This window comes from Bradyrhizobium sp. Kon58 (genome assembly GCF_055807455.1).
Genome location: NZ_JBVVOT010000008.1, coordinates 260,511 through 284,319, shown reverse-complemented (window position 1 = coordinate 284,319; position 23,809 = coordinate 260,511). Strand labels below are relative to the sequence as shown.

The window sequence follows — 23,809 nt, the reverse complement described above, 5'->3', positions numbered from 1 at the left end:
AAGGGAGAGCTGTTTGTAAGTCCGCCCCATGGCAACACCTCCAGATGGAAGTGTTGCACTTCGTTTGTGAACTCAGGGGACCGATACCGCGGAATCTCTCGATGGTAGACGGCGCTAATCCCGAGCGATCAGTCTTCGCCAAATCACTCCTGGGGTAATGGGTCCTGGCTTTCGCCAGGACGACAGCTGAGGTTTGGCTTCATTAGGAGCCTACGGTCAGGTGCCCGCTAATTCTGCAACCTCACCCCCACCATCACCACCGTCCCCTGCGAGCTTGACCCCACCTGGTTCGAATCCAGGATGTCGTGGCGGAGCGTGCCCTTGATCCAGATGTTGCGGTTGAGCTTATAGATCAGATTGCTTTCGAACGAGTAGGTCTTGTCGTTGCGATTCTGGCCCTGGTAGTCGTAGGTGCCGTAGGTGAACTTGCCCACTGCCGTAAGCCAGCGGCGGAAGTCGTGATCGACTTCGGCGGCGTAGGTGTGCACCAGCACGCCGGAGGAGCCGGGGATGGTGGTCTCGGCGATCTGCGTGTCGGTGGCGAATTTCACCGTGGTCAGGCCGCTGGCATTCCAGATCAGCGAGCCCGAGGTGAGGAAGCCCGCGAGCTGGCTCAGGCGCGGATCGACATAGTTGCGCGCGGAATAGCCGACCGAGACCTCGCCGGTGAGGATGCGCGAGAACTCGAAGGACGTGCCGACCTTGGCGTAGCCGCCGTTCGAATCGCGGAAGAAGCCGTTGCGGTCGGCGGCCTGGTCGTGGACGCGGGTGTCGCCCTGGATCTCGACGAACGGCTTCAGGCCCGGCTTCAGTTCGTAGGAGAAGCGCCCCACGCCGCCATACTGGTTGAAGTCGCGATCATCGTTGCTGAAGGTCGAGCCGTCGGTGAGTTTTGAGTTGGTGTAGGCGGTGCGATCCGCGGTGGCGCCGGCCGCGACCTGGAAGCGGTTGAAGGTCTGGTCGAAGCCGACGGTCGTGCCATAGGTCGCGTAAACAGGATACTTCTGCAGGCCGGCCTGCACGTTCGGGCTGCCGGGGTTATCGGTGGCGAGCCGCAGGCGCAGCTGCGTGGTCAGCTTGAGATCGCGATTGACGTCGATGCGGCCGTCGACATGGCCGTTGAAGTCGGGCCGGTCGACCTCGACCGGCGAGGGCGAGGCAAAGCCGTCGATCGTCGCCGGCATGTTGTTGGTGTAGCCCGAGAACGAGCCGCGCAGATCCGCGACCAGCGCGTGGCGCTCCCAATCGGACGCCACGAGCAGGTCGGGCGCAACGACATAGGCCGGCGATCCGACCGGCTTGTTCAAACGCGCCGGGTTGGTGTCGTAACCGGTGGAGAGCTCAAGCCCGCCCTTGATCAGGAAGCTGCCGGCATAGTCGCCGACCGCGCCGAACGCATCCTCGTCGAGCTTGAGGCGGCGGCGCAGCGGCTGGCCAGGCACGTTGCCGGCCAGTGCCGGCGGCACCGGTGTCTTGTGCGCGGTCTCGGACGGCGGCGGCGCGATGCGCGGCGGGCCGAGCGTTCGCTCCGGCGTTGCCGGCGGCACCGGCGAGCCGGGGCCGACCGGACGCTTCGGCTTCGGCTGTCCGGGATGGAGCTTGGGCTGCTGTCGCTTGCGGTTGAGCGAATCGTAGCCGGAGGCGCTGGCGCCATTGGCTGCGGGCAGGCCGTAGATCGGGACCTGGTTGGTCGGATTTTGGTTGGTCGGGTTCTGGCCCGCGCGCGCCGGTGTCTGCTGGCGCTTGCGCAAATCGGCATTGGGATCGGGCAACGTCGGCAGCGCATCCGACGGTGCCTGCGGCACGCCCGCGGTACGGCGCGTCGGCAGCGTGTCGGGCGAGGCGAAGCCACCGCGGTTAGGACTGAACAGGTCGGGGGTGAGGCTCTGGGCGGCCCCGGAGGCGCTTCCAAGGACCGTCAGCGCAAAGCACGGCAAAGCCGCGCGCAGGAAATGCGCGCGTTTGCTCCGGCTCGTGCCTGGAGACGACCCCACGATGGAAGAACTCCAACGAAATCAAACACTTTCGCGATTATCCCCGCCGATCGGAGGGAACCATCGTTAATGGAGTTAAAACAATTATGGTTAACGACCGGTTGAGGGCTGGGGAGCCCTCGTCGCCTCGAAGGTCGTGGCGTGCTAAGCAGACGCCAACGGGCAAACGCCCCTCCTCCCTGGACCAGAACATGCCGAGTTCGAAACCGCTGATGACCCAATCATCCGGCCCCATTCCCGACAGTGTCGAATCCGCACTCCGCACCCTGGAAACGGAAAGCGGCGGTATCAACGCGCTCGTCGCCGCCCTGCGCGGCCCGCTTGGCGCGAGCTTCGCCAAGGCGGTCGATCTGATCCGCAACGCAAAGGGCCGCGTCATCGTCACCGGGCTCGGCAAGTCGGGCCATATGGGTCGCAAGATCGCGGCAACGCTGGCCTCGACCGGCACGCCCGCCTTCTTCGTCCACGCCGCCGAAGCCGGTCATGGCGACCTCGGCATGATCACGCCCGACGATGTTATCATGGCGCTGTCCTGGTCCGGCGAGCAGCCGGAGATGAAGACGCTGGTGAACTATTCAGCACGGTTCGCCATTCCCATGATCGCGGTGACGTCGAACGCGGCGTCCTCGCTGGGACAAGCCGCCGACATCGTGATCGAGCTGCCGAAGGCGCGCGAGGCCTGCCCGCACAATCTGGCGCCGACCACCTCGACCCTGATGCAGGCCGCGATCGGCGATGCCATCGCGATCGCGCTGCTCGAAGGCCGCGGCTTCACCGCGCTGGAGTTCGCGCATTTCCACCCCGGCGGCAAGTTAGGGGCGATGCTGAAATTCGTCCGCGACTACATGCGCACCGGTGCGGAGATCCCGGTCAAGCCGCTCGGCACCAAGATGTCGGACGCGGTGATGGAGATGTCGGCCAAGGGTCTGGGCTGCGTCTGCATCGTCAACGATGCGGCCGAGGCCGTCGGCATCATCACCGACGGCGATCTGCGCCGCCAGATGCGGCCAGACCTGCTGGCGGCTTCGGTCGACGACGTCATGACCAGGCAGCCGAAGACCGTGCCGCCCTCGATGCTGGCCACCGAGATGATCGAGGTGCTCAACACCCGCAAGATCACGACGCTGGTCGTGACCGAGGCGGACAAGGTGGTGGGCATCGTGCACCTGCACGATCTGCTGCGGGCGGGCGTGGCGTAGAGGGCTCTCTCCACTCGTCACTGCGAGCGCAGCGAAGCAATCCAGACTGCCTCCGCGGAAACAGCCTGGATTGCTTTGTCGCAAGAGCTCCTCGCAATGACGGTGGTTAGGGCAGCGCCGGAAACCGCGCCGCCGTCTCTTCCAGCGGCAGCCGCAGCCCGTTCGCCAGATACGACACCGTGCGATAGAAGCCGCACAGCAGCATGATCTCCAGGATCTGCGTCTCATCGTAATGCGCCGATAGCGCGGCGAACTCGGCGTCGTCAAAGGTCGCGCGGTGATGCAGCGCGTCGACGGCGGCAATCAGCGCCTGCTCGGCCGGGGACCAGCACGGCGACCTCGCATTGCCTCGCACGGTGGCGTGCACTTCCTCCTCGGTGAGTTTCGCTGGCCCGGCAAAGACCGCGACGTGCACGCCCCATTCATATTCACATTTGTTCAGCCCGCAGGTGCGGTCGATGACGATCTCGCGCTGGCGCAACGAGAGCGGGCCGGGATCGAGCAGGCCGCCGGCGCGAAACTTGTCCCAGGCGCGGGTGTGGCCCGCCATAACCCGGAACAGCAGCAGCGGCGGCGCACCGCGCATGATGCGGTCGAACTGCGCCTGGATCTCCAGGGGATAAGGCGGGGTGAGCGGGGCAATACGCGGCGTGGCCTGGGACATCGGCCGCCTCTTTTGCTACATTTATTGTAGCGATACGCTACACTATTTGTAGCATCACGCAAGAGGCGGCGATGGCGAAACAGACCACTTCGAGATCGCGCGGCGTCCGTGGCTCGCGCACCGCGCGGCCGGTCATGGCGCTGCTCGACCTCCTGGGACGACGCTGGAGCCTGCGAATCCTGTGGGAGCTGCGCGACGCCCCCCTCACCTCGCGCGCATTGCGCACCGCCTGCGACGAGGCCTCGCCGACGGTGCTGCAGGCGCGGCTGGACGATTTGCGCGAGGCCGGGTTCGTGGAACTGGGCGAAGCTGGCGGTTACGGGCTGACGGCGCTGGGGCGGGAATTGTGCGAAACGTTCATGCCGCTGCATAGGTTTGCGGAGCGGTGGAAAAAGAGCTGAGACGCCGGTCATCTCCCTCTCCCCGTTCTTACGGGGAGAGGGTTGGGGTGAGGGGCTGCCTCCGCAAATTCTGTGACAGCTGCCTTCGCCGAGGCTCCCCCTCACCCGGATTGCATCTTCGATGCAATCCGACCTCTCCCCGCAAGCGGGGCGAGGTAAGATAAGACTAAGCCGCCGCCACCGTCAGATTCGCACCGTCGACCTGCACCACTTTCACACGCGTGCCCGCCGGCGTATCGGGACCTGCGACGCGCCAGACGGTGTCGCCAATGCGCATGGTGCCGTTGCCGTCGACGATCGGCTTCTCCAGCGTGAACTCGCGGCCGAGCAGCGCATCCGCGCGCTTGTTGAGGAAGGGGCTGGCGGCAATTGCATCCGGCTTCGGCCGGGCGAGCCGGCGCCATACCGGCACGGCGGCGGCGGCGAAGATCGCGAACATCACGAGCTGGATCTGCCAGGATATCGCTACTCCGAACGAGATCAGCCCGACCAGCAGCGCGGCGAGCCCGAGCCAGAACAGGAACACGCCCGGCGCCAGCACCTCCAGCGCCATCAGGATGAAGCCGAAGATCAGCCAATTCCAGGTGCCGAGCGATACGAACATGTCGGTCATGACACGACCTCTTTGAAATGGCGCATGCCCTCCGCGCAAACGCGTTCCGCGTTTGTCGCGAGGGAAAACCGGTGTTCACTTTTCCGGGGCATGCGCTTTAGCCCTGCCGCGGCGGCACCGCCGGCGGCGTGCTGCCGGTCGTCGGCACCGAGCCGCGGCGGGCAGCAGCGGCCGCGGACGCCGCGCTTTCGCCGAACGTGGCCTTGGCGATCTCGCCGATGCCGGCGAGCGAGCCGAGCATGCTGGTGGCTTCGATCGGCAGCATGATGATCTTCTGGTTCGGCGAGTCCGCGAACTGGCCGAACGCCTTGATATATTTGTCGGCGATGAAATAGTTCAGCGCCGCGACGTCGCCCTTGGCGATGGCTTCACTGACCATCTGCGTCGCCTTGGCCTCGGCTTCCGCCGACCGCTCGCGCGCTTCGGCGTCGCGGAAGGCGGCCTCGCGGCGACCTTCCGCCTGGAGGATCTGGCCCTGCTTGGCACCCTCGGCGCGCAGGATCTCGGACTGGCGTGCACCTTCAGCCTGAAGGATGTCGGCGCGTTTGACGCGCTCGGCCTTCATCTGTCGGCCCATGGCTTCGACGAGGTCCGCCGGCGGCACGATGTCCTTGATCTCGATACGATTGACCTTGAGGCCCCAGGGCGAGACGGCGGCATCGACCACCCGCAGCAGGCGCTCGTTGATTTCGTCGCGGTGCGACAGCACCTGGTCGAGATCCATCGAACCCATCACCGAACGGATGTTGGTCATGGTCAGCACGGTGACGGCCTGGGTCAGGTTGGAGACCTCGTAGCTCGCCTTGGCGGCGTCGAACACCTGAAAGAAGGCGACGCCGTCGACCGTCACGGTGGCGTTGTCCTTGGTGATCACCTCCTGCTCGGGGATGTCGATCACCTGCTCCATCATGTTGATCTTGCGTCCGACGCGATCGAAATAGGGCACGATCAGATTGAGACCCGGGCTCAGCGTCTGGGTGTATTTGCCGAACCGCTCGATGGTCCAGTCATAGCCCTGCGGTACCGTTTTCACGCCGGCGACCAGCGTGACGATGACCAGCAAGACCAGCACAATTGCGAAAATGTCGAAACCGCTCATATTTCCTCCAAGGCGGGAAAGATTGTCGGAAAAGGCCTTTTCCGCGCTGTCATTGGTCGAGATCACGACCCCAAGGGTTCAGTAAAGCGTTCAGTAAAGGATTCAGTGTTCAGCGGTCGTAGATGATTTCGGCATCGGCACGATTCTACACAAGACGCCGGGAGAGGGAATGGTCGCGATTATGTATTTGCGAGGCGCTCTTGAAAGCGTGCTGACGCAGACCTAGCGACGACGTTAACGAAGCCGGCCATGCCGGCGGTCGCAGCCAAATCCTACTCGATGACTTCGTTCGCGGTTGCGAGCAGGCTTGGCGAAAGCGTGACGCCGAGCGCCCTGGCCGTCTTCAAGTTGATCGCCAGCCCGAACGTGGTTGGATTTTGGACCGGCAGGTCGGCCGCCCGCGCCCCCTTCAGGATGCGATCGATATAGGAGGCGGCGCGGCGGAGCTGCTCGGCGCTGTCGGTGCTGTAGGACATCAAGCCACCCTCGTCGACGAAGGTGCGGCTCCAGAACACCGCCGGCACGCGCGCGTCATTGATCGCCGCCAGCAGAAGCGCGCGGTTGGACATGGTGAAGAAGTCCGGCAGCACCAGCAGGCCGCCGTCCTTTCGCGAGGCCAGGGCGGCGATCGAGGCCGTGTCATGGACCGGCGCGGGCTCCACCGTCACATCGAGCGCGCGGCCGGCGTCCTCGATCGTACGCAGCATCAGGGGCGCGAACGGCGCGGTGGCGGGATTGTAGACCACGAACACACGGGACGGTCTTGGCGTGACCTGCGTCAGCATCTCCAGCCATTTGCCGGCCAGCGGGCCGTCGTAGTCGGTGAAGCCGGTGACATTGCCGCCGGGATGGGCGAGATTCTGGACAAAGCCCTGGCTGACAGGATCGGTGACGACGGCGAAAACGATCGGGACCGTCGTCGTCCGCCGGCGCAGCTCTTCCACGGAGGGCGTGCCGACCGCAAGCAGGATGTCGGGCTTGAGCGCCACGAGTTCGTCGGCGAATTGCGAGATCCGTGCGCGGTCGCCGCCGCCGTTGCGCCAATCGATCTTGAGGTTGTCGCGCTCCTTCCAGCCATGGTCGGCAAGCGCCTGGACCAGGACCGCGCTACGCGTCTGCCCGATCGCATCGTCGGCCGCCGTGACCGAGAGCACGCCGAGCCGGCGCGTCGCATTCGTTTGCGCCAGCACCGAGGCCGGCAGCGCCGCGGTCACCCCAAGAAGCGCCAGAACCTCGCGGCGGTTCATGGGGCGCTCCTCGGATCCACGCTCACTATATCCAGCCCTCGAGCTCGCGCAGCACCAGCGTTCGGATCACATCCATGCCGGGGTCGCTGTCGTTGAGGCAGGGGATCGCGGAAAACTGCTCGCCGCCATTGTGCTCGAAGATCTCGGCATTCTCCTGCGCGATCTCCTCCAGCGTCTCCAGGCAGTCGGCGGAAAAACCCGGTGTGATCACCGCGATGCGGCGCACGCCCTCTTTCGCCAGACGCTCCATGGTCTTATCGGTGTAGGGCTGCAGCCACTCGTCGAATCCGAAGCGTGACTGGAAGGTCAGCAGCAGCTTTGTCTCGTCCATCCCGAGCCGGCGCCGCAGCGCCTCGGTGGTCGCCACGCATTGGCCCTGATACGGATCGCCCTTGTCGACATAGGCCTTCGGCATGCCGTGGAAGGAGGCGACGATCAGCTCCGGCTTGAAGGGCAGGCTCGCCAGATGCGTCTCGACCGAGGTGGCGAGCGCCTCGATATAGGCTTCGTCCTCGTAATAAGGCGGCGTCACCCGCAGCGTCGGTTGCGCGCGCATGCGGGCAAGCACGCGAAACACCTCGTCGCAGACGGTGGCCGACGTCGCGGCGGAATATTGCGGATAGAGCGGTACGGCAAGGATGCGATCGCAACCCTTCGCAATCAGGGCATCGATGCCCGACTTGATCGAAGGATTACCATAGCGCATCGCCCACTCCACCGTGACCTGGTCGCGGTCCGAAAGCATGGCCGCGAGCCTGTCGCTCTGCGAGCGCGTGATGGTCTTGAGCGGCGACTCGTTCTTCTCGGTGTTCCAGATCTTCAGATAGTCGCGCGCCTTGGCGCGGGGGCGGGTGCGCAGGATGATGCCGTTCAGCACCACCTTCCAGATCAAGCCCTGATCCTCGATGACACGGGCGTCCGAGAGGAACTCCTTCAGATAGACCCGCACGCCGCGCGCGTCGGCGGTATCGGGCGTACCGAGATTGACCAGGAGCACGCCGACGCGCGAGGGGGCGGGCTGCGTGGCCGGCATCGCGGTCTGGCTGGGGGCGATTGTCATCATGATCCGTTGCGTCGCGCGTTGTTCCGAACTTGTCAAGATTGGGGCGGTTTCGCTAGGGTCAGTACACAGGGGGAGAACCATGACGTTGGCGGAATGGTGCGTTTTCGGGGCGCTGCTGCTCTATCTCTTAACGATCATCTCGATCAAATGGATCAGATTTCGCGGCTTCGACAATTCGCGGCCGCGCGATCCAGCCTTCTTCGAGGACGCCATTGCTCAGCGCGCGCTCGGCGCTCACCAGAACGGGATCGAGACCTTTCCGTTCTTCGCCTTTGCGGTGCTGCTCGCCGAATACAGGGATTCGCCGCAGCGGCTGATCGACGAGCTCGCGGCGCTGTTCCTGATCGTACGGATCGCCTATGTGCTGACCTATCTCGGCAACCGCCCGACGCTGCGCTCCATCCTCTGGAGCATCGGCTTTGCGATCAATCTCGGGATCTTCTTCATGCCAGCGTTGAAGCAGTTTCTGCCGGTGTGAGCTTGAGATCGTAGCCCGGATGGAGCGAAGCGTAATCCGGGATTCCTCCACGGCGGCACTGTCCCGGATTGCGCTTCGCTCCATCCGGGCTACAACACCTGCCGCTCAAAAACACGTCGTCCGTTCGGCCGCGACGTAGCCCAGCAACAGGCCCGCGCCGAACAGCAGCACGAGGCCGGCGGCGGCGAATTCGATGCCGCGCATGAACAGTGCGCCGCCGCTGTCGCGTCCGGCACTCAGGCGGGCGGCGATGTCCTTGGCGGAGACGGCGACCACAGCGATGGCCGCGACCGTGATCGCGGTGCCGAGCCCCATCAGCAGGGTCGCGGCAATGCCGGCCCAGAACAGGCCCTGGGCCAGCGCGAACACCAGCACCAGAATCGCGCCCGAACAGGGGCGAATGCCGACGGTCAGGATCGCGGCAAAGCCGCGCCCCCAGCCGCCGGGGCCGGCGAGCTCGCTCGGCGTGGGGCCGTGGGAATGGCCGCAATGCTCGTCGTGAACGTGGTCATGCTGGTGGTGATGATGATGGGCCTGGGCGTGGTCGTGACCATGATGATCGTGCGCATCGTGATGGTGGTGACCGAGATCATGATGGTCATGCGGCACGCCCGCGATCGCCGGCACCGGCTGAACCACCTGGAGGGCACGGATGAAAGTGCGGCCCTTGACCCAGACCAGGCGCAGCCCGAACAGCGCGATCAGGGCGTAGCTTGCGATCTCGATCGCGCCTTCCGCCTTGCACATGGTCTTGGCGGTCGCATTCAGCACCCAGGCCGAGATGCCGACGATCAGGATCGCCACCAGCGACTGCATCAACGCGGAGGCAAACGACAGCACGATGCCGCGCCGGGCGGTCTCGCGATTGGCGACGAGATAGGAGGCGATCACCGCCTTGCCGTGCCCGGGACCAGCCGCGTGGAAGATGCCATAGGCAAACGAGATGAAGAGCAGCGTCCACACCGCGGAGCCGTCGGACTTCGCGGCGCGGATGGTCGCCGACATCTGGCGGTAAAATTCCGACTGTTTTGCCAGCAGCCAGCCGATCAGGCCGCTGGCCTCGGGCTGGGTGGCTTGTGGCGAACGCGGCGCGCCGAACGGGTTCTGCGCGAGGAGATCGTGGAGCGCCGCATCGGCCGCGCCCACGATGAGAAGAACGCCGGCGCAGACAGCGAGCCCGCGCGCCATGGGCGTGAGTTGCGGCTTCAAGGGCAATCCACCGTGATCTTGTTGGCGAACATCATGCCGAAATTGGAATTCTCGCCGTTCATGAACGTCTGCTCGTTGAGCTTCTGCGCGGTCGCGGTGCCGTCGCTCGGCCGCTCAAGTTTCATCTGGCAGCCGGCGGGTGCGCCGACCAGCTTGACCGGATTATCCTTGGCCATCTGGAAGTCGATGAAGAAGGAGCGGTCGAACACTTCGAGCACCAATTGCTTGGGCTTGACCGGGTTCTTCAGGGGCAGCGTGAAGTGCAGGGTCAGGACCGTATCCTTGTAGTCGAGAAAGTAGTCGACCGGCTCCTGGAATCGCTCCTTCTTGCCGTCGGCTCGCGCGAAGGTGAAGTAGGCGTATTCCTTCAGCGACTCGACATTGGTCTGCGCCAGCGGCCCCAGCTCCTCGCGCGTATAGGCGCCCTTGGCCTTGCTCTCGAGCCCCTGCACCGCATAGGCCGAGAACATGTCGTCAAAGATCCAGGCGTGGCGCACGCCGGTGATGGTGCCGTCCTCGGCGTAGAGCAGCTCGCTGGTCGCGGTGATCCAGACATGTGGATGCGCCCGCGCCGCGCCTGATGCGAGCGACATGGCGATAGCAAGCAGCAGCCCGAACAGGGCGCGCATGCCCATCAGGCCGCCTTCGGAGCGTCGAGCAGGCCGCGGCGGCGCAGCAGCGCGTCGGGCTCCGGCGGCCGGCCGCGGAAGGCCTCATAGGCGGCTTCCGGATCAAGCGATCCGCCGCTCGAGTAGATGTCGTCGTGCAGGCGCTTGGCGACGGCGGGATCGAAGATGTCGCCGGCTTCCTCGAACGCGCCGAAGGCGTCGGCGTCCATCACCTCCGACCACATGTAGCTGTAATAGCCGGCCGCATAATGATCGCCGGTGAAGATGTGACCGAATTGCGTCGGACGGTGACGCAGCGAGATCTCCTCGGGCATGCCGATCTTTTCCAGCTCGCGTCTCTCGAAGGCGCGGACATCCTGCGCGGCGGAGGCCGGCTGGGTGTGGAATTCGAGATCGATCAGCGCCGAGGAGACGAACTCGACGGTGGCAAAACCCTGGTTGAATTTTCGCGCGGCCAAGAACCGTTGCAGCAGATCGTCCGGCAGCGGCTCGCCGGTCTGGTAATGGCGTGCGAACTGCTGCAGCACCTCGGGCCGCTCCTGCCAGTGCTCGTAGAGCTGCGAGGGCAATTCGACGAAGTCGGTGAACACGGAGGTGCCCGACAGCGACGGATAGGTCACGTTGGAGAGCATGCCGTGCAGGCCGTGGCCGAACTCGTGGAACAGGGTGCGGGCGTCGTCGGGCGACAGCAGCGAGGGTTCCCCATCCGCGCCCTTGGAGAAGTTGCAGATGTTGAGGATCAGCGGCGCGACCTCGCCGTCGAGCTTCTGCTGGTCGCGCAACGAGGTCATCCAGGCGCCGGAGCGCTTCGAGGGCCGGGCGAAGTAGTCGCCATAGAACAGCGCCCTGTGCTTGCCGTCCCGCCCCTTCATCTCCCAAACCCGGACGTCCGGATGCCAGACCGGCACATCCTTGCGCTCGGCGAAGGTGACGCCGAACAGGCGCGTGGCGCAGTCGAAGGCGGCCGCGATCATGTGGTCGAGCGCGAGATACGGCTTGATCGCGGCGTCGTCGAAATTGGCGCGCTGAAGGCGCAGCTTTTCGGCATAGAAGCGCCAGTCCCAGGGGGCGAGCTTGAAATTGCCGCCCTCCTCGGTGATCAGCGCCTGCATGTCGTCGCGGTCGGCGAGGGCCCGCGCCCGCGCCGGCTTCCAGACCCGCTCCAGAAGGCCGCGCACCGCTTCGGGCGTCTTGGCCATGGAATCCTCGAGCCGGTAGGCCGCGAAGGTCGGGTAGCCCAGGAGATTGGCGCTCTCCTCACGCAGCTTCAGGACCTCGACGATGGTCGCGTTGTTGTCGTTGGAATTGCCGTTGTCGCCCCGCGCGGTGAAGGCCTTGTAGACCTTCTCGCGCAGGTCACGCCGGGCCGAGCTCTTCAGGAACTGTTCGACCGAGGAGCGCGACAGGGTGACGATGGCCTTGCCAGCCATGCCGCGTTCTTCTGCCGCAGCCTTGGCGCTGGCGACAAAACTCTCCGGCAGGCCCTGGCGGTCGGCTTCGCCGAGCTCCATGAACCATTCCTGCTCGTCGCCGAGCAGATGATGACTGAAGCTGGTCCCGAGCTGGGCGAGTCTCTCGTTGATCTCCGCCATCCGCGTCTTGGCCTCTTCGGAGAGGCCGGCGCCGGAGCGGTGGAAGCGGGTGTAGGTGCGCTCGAGCAGGCGGAGCTGTTCCGGTGTCAGACCGAGATTGGCGCGGTTCTCGTGCAGCTGGGCGATGCGGCCAAACAGCACGGCGTTCATCATGATCGGATTCCAGTGCCGCGCCATCCGCAAGGAAACCTCCTTGTCGATCTCCAGAATGGCCGGGTTGGAATGCGCCGAGACGAGGTCGTAGAAGACCGACGCGACCTTGCTGAGCAGCTTGCCCGAGCGCTCCAGCGCCGTGATGGTGTTGGCGAAGTCGGCCGCGGTCGGGTCGTTGGTGATCGCTGCGATCTCGGCGGAGTGGTCGGCGAAGGCCTGCTCGAACGCCGGGAGGAAGTGCTCCGGCTTGATCTCGTCGAAGGGCGGGGTCGCAAACGGCGTCACCCACGCCTTCAGCAGCGGGTTGGTCTCGGAGTCCGTAGTTTGGCGGGGTTCTGACATTACAAGTCCCGATTTGTGGCTCGATTGTTGCGGCCAGCTATAGCACGCGATGGGGCTTTTTTGGGCCATTTGCCCTTGCTCCCGGCTGCCTTTTCGGGGAGATTGCGGCCCTCCAAGCCTAGGACCCCTGAGCTCATGAACGCGACCTCCTCGTCTTCCCGTCGGATCGTCTGGCCAAGCGTCATCACCGTCATCAGCGCCGCCATCCTGATCGGCGCCGAGGTGTTTGGCGCGGCGTTTGCCGGCGGCTGGGCGCTCGCGATCCTGTTCGGGCTGGGCGAGCAGGGCACGCACATCCTTCAGGCCGCGCTGTTTGCGCTCGGCGTGCTCGTGATGACTGCCTTCATCCGCGCCGCTCAGCGCGTCGAGCCGTTCACGAAGCGCGGCTGAAGCGCGTAGGCGTGCGAGAGACACGCGCGCAGAAAACTTAACGCGCGTTCATCTTCCGCGTCGCTCGCGCAACACTGCGCAAGCAGATGTTAGGCAATTCTGTTCGCAGTCTAAAAAATCTCTTGCGAAGCAGAGTCAAAACACTTATGTGCGGATTGCCCAATTTCGCACGTGCCTGTGGTCGTGTGTCAGTCGGTAGGTATCCGGACAAGAGGCCGGACAGCCGCCAAGGGGTGAAGAAGCCGAGGGGCTCTTCGGAAGTGTGGAAGTCGGAAGGCTGATAGCCGGAAGACGAAAGCAAACCCGGAGCGTCCAGCATCTCTCTCAAAGAGATGCCTTGTCGAAGGTGACTTTGCTCTTTGCAACCGTGACTGGCAGCCGGAGGCGAACCGGCGCACCCCGCTCTCAACGGGGGACGCGACTTAAAGCAACGACGGATCGGGCTTTTTTGGTCTCTACCGGCAGTCCAACGCCGGCGCGGGCTACTGAAAAGGCTTGTCCTTCATTGCCAGGTGTGCGGGCGGGAACATTCCCAACCAATCCACGGCAGCACAGTCTGATGTGAGTCTTTGGCTCGTCGCGCCTCCATCGCGCGATCTGGCCGGAGCGCTCTTATCCGACGTCATTTTTTGAACGGATCCCCGTCGCTGGGCCGTTTGGGAGAGTGCTATGACTGACCGTATCCAGGAATTCCTGCGCAACCGCCGCAGCGAGGGCCTCGACACCGAACCGTGCCTCGTCGTCGACCTCGAAGTCGTGCGCGACAATTACCAGACCTTTGCCAAGGCGCTGCCCGACAGCCGCGTGTTCTATGCCGTCAAGGCGAACCCGGCGCCGGAAGTGCTGGCTTTGCTCGCCTCCATGGGCTCCTGCTTCGACACCGCGACGGTCGCCGAGATCGAGATGGCCCTGGCCGCCGGTGCGACGCCCGACCGCATCTCCTTCGGCAACACGATCAAGAAGGAGCGCGACATCGCGCGCGCCTTCGCGCTCGGCATTCGGCTGTTCGCGGTCGATTGCGCCGCGGAGGTCGAGAAGGTCGCCCGTGCCGCGCCCGGCGCAAAGGTGTTCTGCCGCATCCTCTATGACTGCGCCGGCGCCGAATGGCCGCTGTCGCGCAAGTTCGGCTGCGATCCGGAGATGGCCGTCGACGTGCTCGACGTTGCCAAGCGTCTGGGCCTGGAGCCGTGCGGCATCTCCTTCCATGTCGGCTCGCAGCAGCGCAAGGTGAAGGCGTGGGACCGTGCGCTGGCGATGGCCTCGCAGGTGTTCCGCGACTGCGCCGAGCGCGGCATCAACCTGACCATGGTCAACATGGGCGGCGGTTTCCCGACCAAGTACCTGAAGGACGTGCCGCCGGTCGTCACCTACGGCCGATCGATCTTCCGCGCGCTGCGCAAGCACTTCGGCAACCAGATTCCGGAGACCATCATCGAGCCGGGCCGCGGCATGGTGGGCAACGCCGGCATCATCGAGTCCGAGGTCGTGCTCATCTCGAAGAAGAGCGACGAGGACGAGGTGCGCTGGGTCTATCTGGACATCGGCAAGTTCGGCGGTCTCGCCGAGACCATGGACGAGTCGATCCGTTACGCCATCCGCACCCCGCATGACGGCGCGGACATGACGCCGTGCGTGCTCGCGGGCCCGACCTGCGACAGCGCCGACGTGCTGTACGAGAAGAACCCGTATCCGCTTCCGGTGACGCTTGAGATCGGCGACAAGCTGCTGATCGAAGGCACGGGGGCCTATACGTCGACCTACTCGGCGGTGGCTTTCAACGGCATCCCGCCGCTGAAGACCTATCACATCTGATCCGCCTCTCGTCTGAGGCCTGACGAACCCGGGAGCCGGCTTGCCGGCTCCCTCCCTGACATTTCGATTTCTGACGACGCCTTGGACCGGCGTGCTTTGCGCACGTCCGTTTCAAGCGGGGACTGACGCGCCATGACTGCTCTTCGGAAGACACAGGTTGACCCCACCTCGAAAGCCGCTCCGTTCGCGATCCGTGCGGAGCGTGCGGCCGACGTTGCGATGCGTGAAGCGCTGCTCGATGCGTCCTTTGGCGATAACCGCCATGGCCGCACCTGTCAGCGCCTTCGTGACGGACGCGCACCCGCTGCCGGCCTTGCGCTGGCCGCGATGCGCGAGGGGAAGCTCGTGGGAACCGTGCGGCTGTGGCACGTCAGCGCCGGAGGCAGGCCCGCTCTGGTCCTCGGACCGCTGGCGGTGGACCCTGCCTGCCGCGAGCTCGGGATCGGCGCCGCGCTGATGCAACAAGCGCTGGCTGCCGCCCGGGCGCGCGGGCATTCCGCCGTGATCCTGCTCGGCGATGCCCCTTATTACGCCCGCTTCGGCTTCTCGCCTGAGAAGACCGGCGAGCTGTCGCTGCCCGGCCCGTTCGAGCGCGACCGCCTGCTGGCGATCGAATTCCATGCCGGTGCGCTGGATGGCGCCGAGGGGATGATCGTCCCGACTGGCGCGGTCCTACCCAAACGGAGGGTAGTTCGCGGCCTCGAGGCGCGCGCGGCGTAAGGGATTGCCATGACGGCGATACCAAAGCCGCGCCGAGCGGAGATGCTCGCGCGTGCCCTTTGCTTTAGGGTTGCGCGGGCCTGAGAAACGCCCTTTAACCCGCCAAACGCCCCCTTCAGTCGAGGCCCACGACCATGTCCCGCCGCCTGATTTCCACCGGCTCCCCGTTCGAGAAGACCGCCGGCTACAGCCGCGCCGTGATCGACGGCGAGTTCGCCTTCGTCGCGGGGACCACCGGTTACGACTACGCCACGATGACAATGCCGGCCGATGTCACGAGCCAGTCACGCAACTGCTTCAAGACCATCGAAGCTGCCCTGAAGGAGGGCGGCTTCGAGATGGCCGACATCGCCCGCGTGACCTACTACCTCACCGACATCAAGGATGCGGACGCGCATTTCGCGGTCTGCGGCGAAGTCCTCGGCGAGATCCGCCCGGCCGCCACGCTTCTCGTCGTCTCGGCGCTCTACAAGCCCGAGATGAAGGTTGAGATCGAAGCCACTGCCAAGCGCCGCAGCGCCTGAGCCATCCCTCACCATTTTCGCCAGCACGTTCCGGAGAAACCATCCCATGAGCCCCGCCTCGCAGATCTACGCGAAGATCACCGGTCCCATCGTCATGGTCGGCTTCGGCTCCATCGGCAAAGGCACTCTGCCGCTGATCGAGCGGCATCTCGATTACGACAAGTCGCGCGTCACCGTGATCGATCCGAAGGACGAGGGGCGCAAGGCGCATTGCGAGAAGCAGAATGTGCGCTTCATCCAGAAGGGCGTGACCAAGGACAATTATCGGGAGTTGCTGACCCCGCTGCTCACTGAGGGCGGCGGCCAGGGCTTTTGCGTCAATCTCTCGGTCGACACCGGCTCCACCGACATCATGGAGCTCTGCAACGAGCTCGGCGCTCTCTATATCGACACCGTCAACGAACCCTGGCTCGGCTTCTATTTCGATTCGTCGAAGGGCCCGGAGGCGCGCTCCAACTACGCCCTTCGCGAAGCGACGCTGGCCGCCAAGATGGCGCGCCCCGCAGGCTCGACGACGGCCGTCTCCTGCTGTGGCGCCAATCCCGGCATGGTCTCGTTTTTCGTCAAGCAAGCGCTGCTCAACGTCGCCGCCGATCTGAAGCTCAATGCCCCCAAGCCGAAGACCAAAGCCGAATGGGCGGACTTGATGCGGCAGGCCGGCATCAAGGGCATCCACATCGCTGAACGCGACACGCAGCGCTCCAAGAAGCCGAAAGAGCCAGATGTCTTCGTCAACACCTGGTCGGTGGAAGGTTTCCTATCGGAAGGCGTGCAGCCGTCAGAGCTCGGCTGGGGCACCCATGAAAAATGGATGCCCGAGAATGCGCGGACTCATGAAGCCGGCTGCGGCGCTGCCATCTATCTGATGCAGCCCGGCGCCAACACGCGCGTGCGCACCTGGTGCCCGACCCGCGGCGCGCAGTATGGCTTCCTCGTCACCCACAACGAGTCGATCTCGATCGCGGACTATTTCACCGTGCGCGACGCATCGGGCACGGCGGTGTACCGTCCGACCTGCCACTATGCTTATCATCCGGCGGACGATGCCGTGCTGTCACTGCATGAAATGTTCGGCCGCGCCGCGAAGATGCAGGAAAAGCACCACATCCTCGACGAGAACGAAATCGTCGACGGCATCGACGAGCTCGGCGTGCTGCTGTTCGGCCATGACAACAATGCCTATTGGTACGGCTCGCAGCTCTCCATCGAAGAGACCCGCAAGCTCGCGCCCTATCAGAACGCCACCGGTCTGCAAGTGACCTCCGCCGTGCTCGGCGGCATGGTGTGGGCGCTGGAAAACCCGAAGGAAGGCATCGTCGAAGCCGACGAGATGGATTTCGATCGTCTGCTGGAAATCCAGCTGCCGTATCTCGGCCCGGTGAAGGGTTTCTACACCGACTGGACGCCGCTGACGGATCGTCCGGGACTGTTTCCGGAAGATATCGACACCAGCGATCCCTGGCAGTTCCGGAATGTTCTGGTGCGGTGATTGTGCCGTCATGCCAGGACTTGTCCCGGGCATACACGCAATTTCTTTCTCGCGACTCCAAGAACGTGGATGGCCGGGACAAGCCCGGCCATGACGCCACAACTGGCAGCTAGCTACTTCCTCTCGATCGGCGGCGCGATCTTCTCGGCTGGCGCCGGCGGCAATGCGGGTTTGGCCGCGCCCGCAGCGCCTTGCGTCTGCGGGTCGGGCCGCGCGGGCTCTGGGGCCGGCGTGGTCGGCCGGTCGCCGCCGGGCTTGGCTTCTGCAGGCTTGTTCTGATCGTCGGACGGGGTCCCCTGAAGGGGTTGCGTTGCCTGGGCCGTCTGCATCCGGGTCTCGGCGCGGATTTGCGCCAGCGACATGCCTGACACCACGACGCCTGCCGCGAACAGCGAGCAGGCAACCATCAGGTCGAGTTTCAGTCTGCGCTTGTCATATTGGCCGGGCATGTCGATCACCGCCTTTGTCCGTGGGATCAACGAAATCGTCGGTCCGCGGTTCCCTGCCCGCAATGGCGGGAACTCGACGGCTGCGCGCCCAATCGCCGCGCTCAGTCCGTGGTGCTGACTTCCCAGGTGGCGTGGCGGACGCCGGGCAGGTGCTGGAGATCGGTCGCCACTGCATTCAGCTCGTTTGGATCGACGGCGCTCGCGACCAGCTTTGCCACGATCTCGATCAGATCATCCCCGGTTTCGACCATTTCGATATCGGCCACCAGATATTTTGCGCTCTCGAGCTTCTCGACCAGCCGGTCACGCATGTCGGGCAAGGCGTCCGATGCGACCGCGAGCTTGAAATAATAGGTCGCCTCGGAGGTCTTCTCGTTCAGCGGAATCCGGTTGATGGCGTTGACCAGCGGCCGCAGCATGGTGTTGCCGGCAATCACGAACACCGTCAGCGCCGCCGCTTGCGCGATCATGTCAGCGCCGGCGCAGGAGCCGACCGCGGCCGAAGCCCACAGCGTCGCCGCGGTATTGAGCCCGCGCACGTCCATGCCCTGCTTCATGATGACGCCGGCGCCGAGGAAGCCGATGCCCGAGACGACGTAGGAGATCACCCGCACCGCGCCGTCGGCGCCGGTCAGGTGCATGGCGAGATCGACGAAGGCGGCGGCGCCGACCGCGACCAGCACGTTGGTACGCAGGCCCGCGGTGCGCTGCCGGTACTGCCGCTCAGCCCCGATCAGCGTGCCCAGCACGAAGGCCGTGAACAGGCTGACCAGCGTGTCCGCGAAATCAGCGATCTGGAAGGTCGTCAGAAACCGCATGGCCCCCTATACGGTCGGAACGATGACAGATTAAAGCTCGAGCAGGCCGCCGTCGCCATTTTCGTCGGCGAACGCCAGCAGCGTCCCCTTGGCGTTCCAGGCGAGCGCGGCCACCGGCGGGGTGCCGTTGCGGCGGACGAGGATCTCGGCGCCGTCCTCCAGACGCACCATCAGCACGGTGCCGTCGCTGTAGCCGGCGGCGAAGATGTCGTTCTTGGGATGGCAGGCAACGACCGACACGCGCGCCTGCAGCGGCGCGAGCATCGCAGGCTCCTTGCCCATCGGTCCGTCCTTGCTGGCGAACGGCCATATGATGACGGTGTCGGCGCCCGACGTCGCGAGCCCCTTGCCGCCCGCGCTCCACGACATCGAGCGGACGCGGCCGGGATAGCCGGTCATGCGCATGTGCCTGTTGTCGGCAAGCCGCCAGCCGTGCAGCGCCGATTCGTGCATCGTGGTGACCAGGAATTTGTTGTCCGGGCTGAAGGTGACGCCGAGATGCGAGCCGGCCCAGGGCAGGAATTCGGCCGATCCCGCCATGTTGGGAAACCACAGCGTCGCGCCGTTGTAATGGGCGATCGCGAGACGCTGGCCCTTCGGCGCAAACGCAAGGCCGCCGACGGTCGAGGGCACCTCGAGCGACTTCTCCTCGCTCTTGCCGCTCTTGAAGAAGGCGGTCTTGCCGGCCGACCATGCATAGGCACCGTCCGGATGCAGCGCCACCGCATCGATCCAGCGCCGCTTCGGGTCGGTCGCAAGCAGCGTCACCTCGCCCTTGGCGTCGAGCGATACGACTTTTCCATCGTCGCCGCCCATCACGAGGCGCTTGCCATCGGAGGCGGCCGAGAGAATGCCGCCGCTGTGCGCGGCGACCTTGCTGATCTCACCCTGGCCATCCACGAACGCAACGTTCTCCTCGCCGCCGACGAAGGCGGCGCGGGGCCCAAGGAAATGCACGGAGGTCACGACCATCCCGAGCGCAAGCGGTTTGACGCGCTCGGTGACGGAGACGATCGAGGCGGAATCGGCGGGCGGCGTAAACTCTTTCATCACGAGACGATGCAGCTCTCAAAACCCTGGCGAATGAGGTCTTGCGGCAATTCACGGCCGATGAAGACGAGACGACTTTCGCGCGGCTCGCCCTCCTTCCACTTCCGCTGGTGGTTGCCCTCCAGCATCATGTGCACGCCCTGGAAGACGTAGCGGTCGTCGTCGTCGTGGAAGGCGAGGATGCCCTTGGAGCGGAGGATCTTGCCGCCCTCCACCTGCACCAGGTTCTGGAGCCAGGGCATGAACACGTTCGGATCAAGCGGCTTGTCGGTCTTGAGCGACAGCGATTGCATGTCCTCGTCGTGATAGTGCTTCAGGCCGTGGCCGTGATCATGATCGTGATGATGGTCGTGACCGTGGTGATGATGATCGTGGTCGTGGTCATGATCCTCGGCATTCAGGAAGTCCGGCTCGATGTCGAGGATGCGGTCGAGGTCGAAGGCGCCGCGGTCGAGCACGTCGGCCAAAGCCACCGAGCATCGCTCGGTGCGGTGCAGCTTCGCATAGGGATTGATGGCGCGGATGCGGGCCTCGACCTCGGCAAGCTCGCCCTTGGTGACGAGATCGGTCTTGTTCAGCACGATGACGTCGGCAAAGGCGATCTGGTTCTTGGCCTCGGGCGCGTCCTTCAGACGATCGGACAGCCATTTGGCATCCGCAACCGTGACGACCGCATCGAGGCGCGCGTTCTTCTGCACGTCCTCGTCGACGAAGAAGGTCTGTGCCACCGGTGCCGGATCGGCAAGGCCGGTGGTCTCGACGATGATGGCGTCGAACTTGCCCTTGCGCTTCATCAGGCCTTCCATGATGCGCACGAGGTCGCCGCGCACGGTGCAGCAGATGCAGCCGTTGTTCATCTCGAACACTTCCTCATCGGCGCCGATGATCAGGTCGTTGTCGATGCCGATCTCGCCGAATTCGTTGACGATGACGGCGTATTTCTTGCCGTGGTTTTCCGACAGGATGCGGTTCAACAGCGTGGTCTTGCCGGCACCGAGATAGCCGGTCAGGACGGTCACGGGAATTTTTGGGGCGGTCGCTTCAGACATAACAACTCCGGACTTCGGGCTTTTCGCGCGACGCGAGGCGGGGTGGCCCCTGCCCTAGTGGTCAAGCGCGCTGGTCAGGGCCTTTATATTGTGCCTGACCATATCAATGTAAGTGGGTGCAGGCCCCTTTTCGCCGGTCAAACCGTCCGAAATCAGGGTCCCGCCGACTTTTGAGCCGGTCTCCGCCGCGATCCGCCGGATCAGCCGGTCGTCGCTGATATTTTCCAGGAACACGGCCGGGATTTTCTGGGCCTTGATCTGGCCGATGATGGTGGCGATGTCCCGCGCGCTGGGCTCGGTTTCCGTGGAGACGCCGAGCGGCGCGATGAACTGGACGCCATATTCGGCGGCGAAATAGCCGAAGGCATCATGGGTCGAGATCACCTTGCGCCGCTCTTGCGGGATTTTGGCCATGGCGTCGCGGACCTCGCGGTCGAGCGTTTCGAGCTTTTCCAGATAGGCCTTGGCCTGGGCCCGGAAGAACTCCGCATCGTCTGGGTCGGCCGCGGCCAGCGCATCGGCGATGTCGGTGACGTAGATTTTGGCGTTGGGGACGGACTGCCAGCCATGCGGGTCGGCGGCCGAGCCGAGCTTGAGCGGCGCGATGCCGGCGCTCGCGGTGACCACCTGCGCCTTGCTGCCCGAGGACTGCACGAGGCGCGGCAGCCAGCCCTCGAGACCAAGCCCGTTGACGATGACGAGCTTTGCGTCCGCGATCCGCTTCGCATCGCTTGGCGCGGGCGTGTAGACATGGACGTCACTGTCGGCACCGACCAGCGTCGTCAGATTGACCCGGTCGCCGCCGACATTGCGGACGAAATCGGCCAGGATCGAGAAGCTCGCGACGACCTTCAGTTGCTCCGCGGCGTGCAGCGGCGAGGCGATCAGCACAAGCACACAAAGCAGGATGCGCCGCATCGCTGTCACGCTTCCAGATGCCGGCCGGGAAACAGTTGCCTGACGACACCGCCGACCCGACCGAACAGGACGGAGACGGTGTAGAGCGCGCTCGCCACCAGAATGATCGCAGGGCCCGAGGGCACACGGGTCTGGAACGACAGCACGAGGCCTGCATAGCCGGAGACGGCGGCAGCGACGACCGCGATGCAGATCATGACGGTGAGATCGCGCGACCAGAACCGCGCGATGCCGGCCGGCAGGATCATCAGGCCGACCGCGAGCAGCGTGCCGAGCGCCTGAAAGCCGTTGACGAGGTTGATCACGACCAGCGCGAGGAAAGCGAGATGCGCAGGCCCGCCAGCCCGGCTCACGGTGCGCAAGAACAAGGGGTCGACACTCTCGATCACCAGCGGACGATAGATCACCGCGAGCACCAGCAGCGTCACGGTGGCGTTGAAGGCGACGACCAGCAGCGTCTGGTCGTCCATCGCGAGAATATTGCCGAACAGCACGTGCAGCAGGTCGATATTGGTGCCCTTGATCGAGACGATGGTCACGCCCAGCGCCAGCGATGCCAGATAGAAGGTCGCGAGCGAGGCGTCCTCCTTCAACCCGGTCGAGCGCGCGACGAGGCCTGCGAGGATCGCGACGGCAAAACCTGCGATCAGGCCTCCGGCCGTCATCGCGAACAGATTGAGACCTGAGAGCAGAAAACCGACAGCGGCGCCGGGAAGGATTGCATGTGCCATGGCGTCGCCGACCAGGCTCATCCGCCGCAACATCAGGAACACGCCGATCGGCGCCCCCGCGAGCGACAGCGCGATGACGGCCGCGAGTGCACGTCGCATGAACTCGAATTCGGTGAACGGGCCGATCAGCGCGTCATAGAGCATCGGATATCAAGCCGCCCGTGAGCGGGCATCATCGGCCGAGCAGGCGGCGGCGCTGTCGTCGAAGGCTTCGCACATCCGCATTGCGACCATCAGATTTTCCGGCGTCAGCACCTGCGCCGTCGGCCCCCACGCCACGGGACCGCGCGCCAGCACCAGCGTCTCGCTGAAATGGGTGCGCACCATCTCCATGTCGTGCAGTGCGGCGAGCACGGTGCGGCCCTCGCCATGCCAGTGCTTCACCAGTGACAGCAGATCGGCCGTGGTCTTGCTGTCGATGGCGTTGAAGGGCTCGTCCAGCACGATCAGCCGCGCGTCCTGGAGCAGTACGCGGGCGAACAGCACGCGCTGCATCTGGCCGCCCGAGAGTGTGCCGATCGGGCGGTTTTCGAAGCCGTTGAGGCCGACGGAAGCGATCGCGCGGAGGATCTTTTCGCGCGCCGCCTTGCCGATGCCGCCGAACAGGCCGGTCCCGCGCCACAGTCCGGTGGCAACGAAGTCCAGCACCGAGATCGGGAAGCTGCGGTCGATCTCCGCACTCTGCGGCAGATAGGCGATATCGCGGCTGTCGAGCCCGCCGAGATGGATGCTGCCGTCGAGCGGCCTGAGGATGCCGACGATGCCCCGCAGCAGCGTCGACTTGCCGGCGCCGTTCGGGCCGATCACGGCCAGCAACGCACCCGGCGCGACCTCACCATTGAGATGGTGCACTGCCGGATGACGGTCATAGCCGAGCGTGACGTTGTGAAAATGCAGCGCCGCCATGGTCACCTCATCGCCAGAAAGACCACGCCCCAAAGCACGGCGCAGACCGCGAGCGCGGCCGCGAGGCGGGCGGCCATCGTCATGCGCAGGATCGACCAGTGCGCCGCCTGAGCCGGATGCGGAGAGGCCGCATCGTGGACGTGTGCGTGGGTGTGATCGTGTCCGTGCGAATGCCCGTGATCATGGGAATGGCCATGAGCATGGTCGTGTTGATGGGCTGGGGACGCGGCGGGAACCATGCCGAAACGTTATATTATAACATTACCCCTG

The 23,809-nt window shown here is 64.9% G+C and carries 25 protein-coding genes; 8 read left to right on the top strand and 17 right to left on the bottom strand.

The window, feature by feature from the left end; all coding sequences use genetic code 11:
* Positions 1-227 precede the first annotated feature (227 nt).
* Positions 228-1,994 (bottom strand): outer membrane beta-barrel protein, encoded by a 1,767-nt coding sequence (locus AC0L20_RS17320; protein WP_473289981.1) that lies wholly within the window; start codon positions 1,992-1,994, stop codon positions 228-230.
* Between the two features lie 191 nt (positions 1,995-2,185).
* Here AC0L20_RS17320 and AC0L20_RS17315 point away from each other — a divergent pair, with 191 nt between their 5' ends.
* Positions 2,186-3,193, top strand: coding sequence for a KpsF/GutQ family sugar-phosphate isomerase (locus tag AC0L20_RS17315; RefSeq protein ID WP_473289979.1), 1,008 nt, complete (start codon positions 2,186-2,188; stop codon positions 3,191-3,193).
* 106 nt (positions 3,194-3,299) lie between these two features.
* Here the strand turns inward: AC0L20_RS17315 and AC0L20_RS17310 are convergent, their stop codons facing one another.
* Positions 3,300-3,857: a carboxymuconolactone decarboxylase family protein gene (locus tag AC0L20_RS17310; protein WP_473289977.1), complete on the bottom strand. Its 558-nt coding sequence runs from the start codon at positions 3,855-3,857 to the stop codon at positions 3,300-3,302.
* Between the two features lie 71 nt (positions 3,858-3,928).
* Between AC0L20_RS17310 and AC0L20_RS17305 the strand changes: the two genes are divergently transcribed.
* Complete coding sequence (locus tag AC0L20_RS17305; RefSeq protein WP_473289975.1) at positions 3,929-4,258, top strand: winged helix-turn-helix transcriptional regulator; 330 nt, start codon at positions 3,929-3,931, stop codon at positions 4,256-4,258.
* 166 nt (positions 4,259-4,424) lie between these two features.
* Here the strand turns inward: AC0L20_RS17305 and AC0L20_RS17300 are convergent, their stop codons facing one another.
* The 4 genes from AC0L20_RS17300 to hemH form a co-directional block, all read right to left on the bottom strand.
* Positions 4,425-4,871 carry an NfeD family protein gene (locus tag AC0L20_RS17300; protein ID WP_007597152.1) on the bottom strand — a complete coding sequence of 149 codons (447 nt, stop codon included), beginning with the start codon at positions 4,869-4,871 and terminating at the stop codon, positions 4,425-4,427.
* 97 nt (positions 4,872-4,968) lie between these two features.
* On the bottom strand, positions 4,969-5,970 hold the full coding sequence (locus AC0L20_RS17295; protein ID WP_007615156.1) for an SPFH domain-containing protein: 1,002 nt from the start codon (positions 5,968-5,970) through the stop codon (positions 4,969-4,971).
* Between the two features lie 272 nt (positions 5,971-6,242).
* Positions 6,243-7,217: an ABC transporter substrate-binding protein gene (locus AC0L20_RS17290; protein ID WP_473289973.1), complete on the bottom strand. Its 975-nt coding sequence runs from the start codon at positions 7,215-7,217 to the stop codon at positions 6,243-6,245.
* Between the two features lie 25 nt (positions 7,218-7,242).
* Positions 7,243-8,280, bottom strand: coding sequence for a ferrochelatase (hemH, locus tag AC0L20_RS17285; RefSeq protein WP_473289971.1), 1,038 nt, complete (start codon positions 8,278-8,280; stop codon positions 7,243-7,245).
* Positions 8,281-8,359: 79 nt separating this feature from the next.
* On the opposite strand from hemH, the gene AC0L20_RS17280 reads away from it, so the two are divergent.
* On the top strand, positions 8,360-8,758 hold the full coding sequence (locus AC0L20_RS17280; RefSeq protein ID WP_473289968.1) for an MAPEG family protein: 399 nt from the start codon (positions 8,360-8,362) through the stop codon (positions 8,756-8,758).
* 105 nt (positions 8,759-8,863) lie between these two features.
* Here AC0L20_RS17280 and AC0L20_RS17275 read toward each other — a convergent pair whose 3' ends face one another.
* Genes AC0L20_RS17275 through AC0L20_RS17265 form a run of 3 tightly spaced genes read right to left on the bottom strand, consistent with a single transcriptional unit; the run spans position 8,864 to position 12,683 of the window.
* A complete protein-coding gene (locus AC0L20_RS17275) occupies positions 8,864-9,946 on the bottom strand; it encodes a nickel/cobalt transporter (RefSeq protein WP_473290011.1) in 1,083 nt (360 codons plus the stop codon).
* A 17-nt stretch (positions 9,947-9,963) separates the two neighbouring features.
* Positions 9,964-10,602 (bottom strand): DUF1007 family protein, encoded by a 639-nt coding sequence (locus AC0L20_RS17270; RefSeq protein WP_473289966.1) that lies wholly within the window; start codon positions 10,600-10,602, stop codon positions 9,964-9,966.
* Positions 10,602-12,683, bottom strand: a complete 2,082-nt coding sequence (locus tag AC0L20_RS17265) for a M3 family metallopeptidase (protein ID WP_473289964.1) — start codon at positions 12,681-12,683, stop codon at positions 10,602-10,604. The genes AC0L20_RS17270 and AC0L20_RS17265 overlap by 1 nt, the downstream gene beginning before the upstream one ends.
* A 135-nt stretch (positions 12,684-12,818) precedes the next feature.
* On the opposite strand from AC0L20_RS17265, the gene AC0L20_RS17260 reads away from it, so the two are divergent.
* The 5 genes from AC0L20_RS17260 (at position 12,819) to AC0L20_RS17240 (ending at position 17,618) form a co-directional block, all read left to right on the top strand.
* A complete protein-coding gene (locus AC0L20_RS17260; RefSeq protein WP_007597166.1) occupies positions 12,819-13,073 on the top strand; it encodes a hypothetical protein in 255 nt (84 codons plus the stop codon).
* 669 nt (positions 13,074-13,742) lie between these two features.
* Positions 13,743-14,885 carry a type III PLP-dependent enzyme gene (locus AC0L20_RS17255; protein WP_018453321.1) on the top strand — a complete coding sequence of 381 codons (1,143 nt, stop codon included), beginning with the start codon at positions 13,743-13,745 and terminating at the stop codon, positions 14,883-14,885.
* 132 nt (positions 14,886-15,017) lie between these two features.
* Entirely contained in the window at positions 15,018-15,605 is a 588-nt protein-coding gene (locus tag AC0L20_RS17250; protein WP_473289962.1) for a GNAT family N-acetyltransferase, read from the top strand.
* A gap of 134 nt (positions 15,606-15,739) precedes the next feature.
* The gene (locus tag AC0L20_RS17245; RefSeq protein WP_473289960.1) at positions 15,740-16,129 is read left to right on the top strand and encodes a RidA family protein; all 390 of its coding nucleotides are present in this window, start codon (positions 15,740-15,742) and stop codon (positions 16,127-16,129) included.
* 46 nt (positions 16,130-16,175) lie between these two features.
* Positions 16,176-17,618: a homospermidine synthase gene (locus tag AC0L20_RS17240; RefSeq protein WP_473289958.1), complete on the top strand. Its 1,443-nt coding sequence runs from the start codon at positions 16,176-16,178 to the stop codon at positions 17,616-17,618.
* 113 nt (positions 17,619-17,731) lie between these two features.
* Here the strand turns inward: AC0L20_RS17240 and AC0L20_RS17235 are convergent, their stop codons facing one another.
* The 8 genes from AC0L20_RS17235 to AC0L20_RS17200 form a co-directional block, all read right to left on the bottom strand.
* The gene (locus tag AC0L20_RS17235; protein WP_007597175.1) at positions 17,732-18,067 is read right to left on the bottom strand and encodes a hypothetical protein; all 336 of its coding nucleotides are present in this window, start codon (positions 18,065-18,067) and stop codon (positions 17,732-17,734) included.
* Positions 18,068-18,168: 101 nt separating this feature from the next.
* Complete coding sequence (locus tag AC0L20_RS17230; protein WP_473289956.1) at positions 18,169-18,885, bottom strand: MgtC/SapB family protein; 717 nt, start codon at positions 18,883-18,885, stop codon at positions 18,169-18,171.
* Positions 18,886-18,915: 30 nt separating this feature from the next.
* Positions 18,916-19,935 (bottom strand): WD40 repeat domain-containing protein, encoded by a 1,020-nt coding sequence (locus tag AC0L20_RS17225; protein ID WP_473290006.1) that lies wholly within the window; start codon positions 19,933-19,935, stop codon positions 18,916-18,918.
* Positions 19,935-20,984 (bottom strand): CobW family GTP-binding protein, encoded by a 1,050-nt coding sequence (locus AC0L20_RS17220; RefSeq protein WP_473289954.1) that lies wholly within the window; start codon positions 20,982-20,984, stop codon positions 19,935-19,937. The genes AC0L20_RS17225 and AC0L20_RS17220 overlap by 1 nt, the downstream gene beginning before the upstream one ends.
* A 54-nt stretch (positions 20,985-21,038) precedes the next feature.
* On the bottom strand, positions 21,039-21,902 hold the full coding sequence (locus AC0L20_RS17215; protein ID WP_473289952.1) for a metal ABC transporter solute-binding protein, Zn/Mn family: 864 nt from the start codon (positions 21,900-21,902) through the stop codon (positions 21,039-21,041).
* A 5-nt stretch (positions 21,903-21,907) separates the two neighbouring features.
* Positions 21,908-22,777 (bottom strand): metal ABC transporter permease, encoded by an 870-nt coding sequence (locus AC0L20_RS17210; protein WP_007597190.1) that lies wholly within the window; start codon positions 22,775-22,777, stop codon positions 21,908-21,910.
* Between the two features lie 6 nt (positions 22,778-22,783).
* Entirely contained in the window at positions 22,784-23,539 is a 756-nt protein-coding gene (locus AC0L20_RS17205) for a metal ABC transporter ATP-binding protein (RefSeq protein WP_473289949.1), read from the bottom strand.
* A 2-nt stretch (positions 23,540-23,541) separates the two neighbouring features.
* Positions 23,542-23,778 carry a hypothetical protein gene (locus AC0L20_RS17200; RefSeq protein ID WP_473289947.1) on the bottom strand — a complete coding sequence of 79 codons (237 nt, stop codon included), beginning with the start codon at positions 23,776-23,778 and terminating at the stop codon, positions 23,542-23,544.
* Positions 23,779-23,809: the final 31 nt, after the last annotated feature.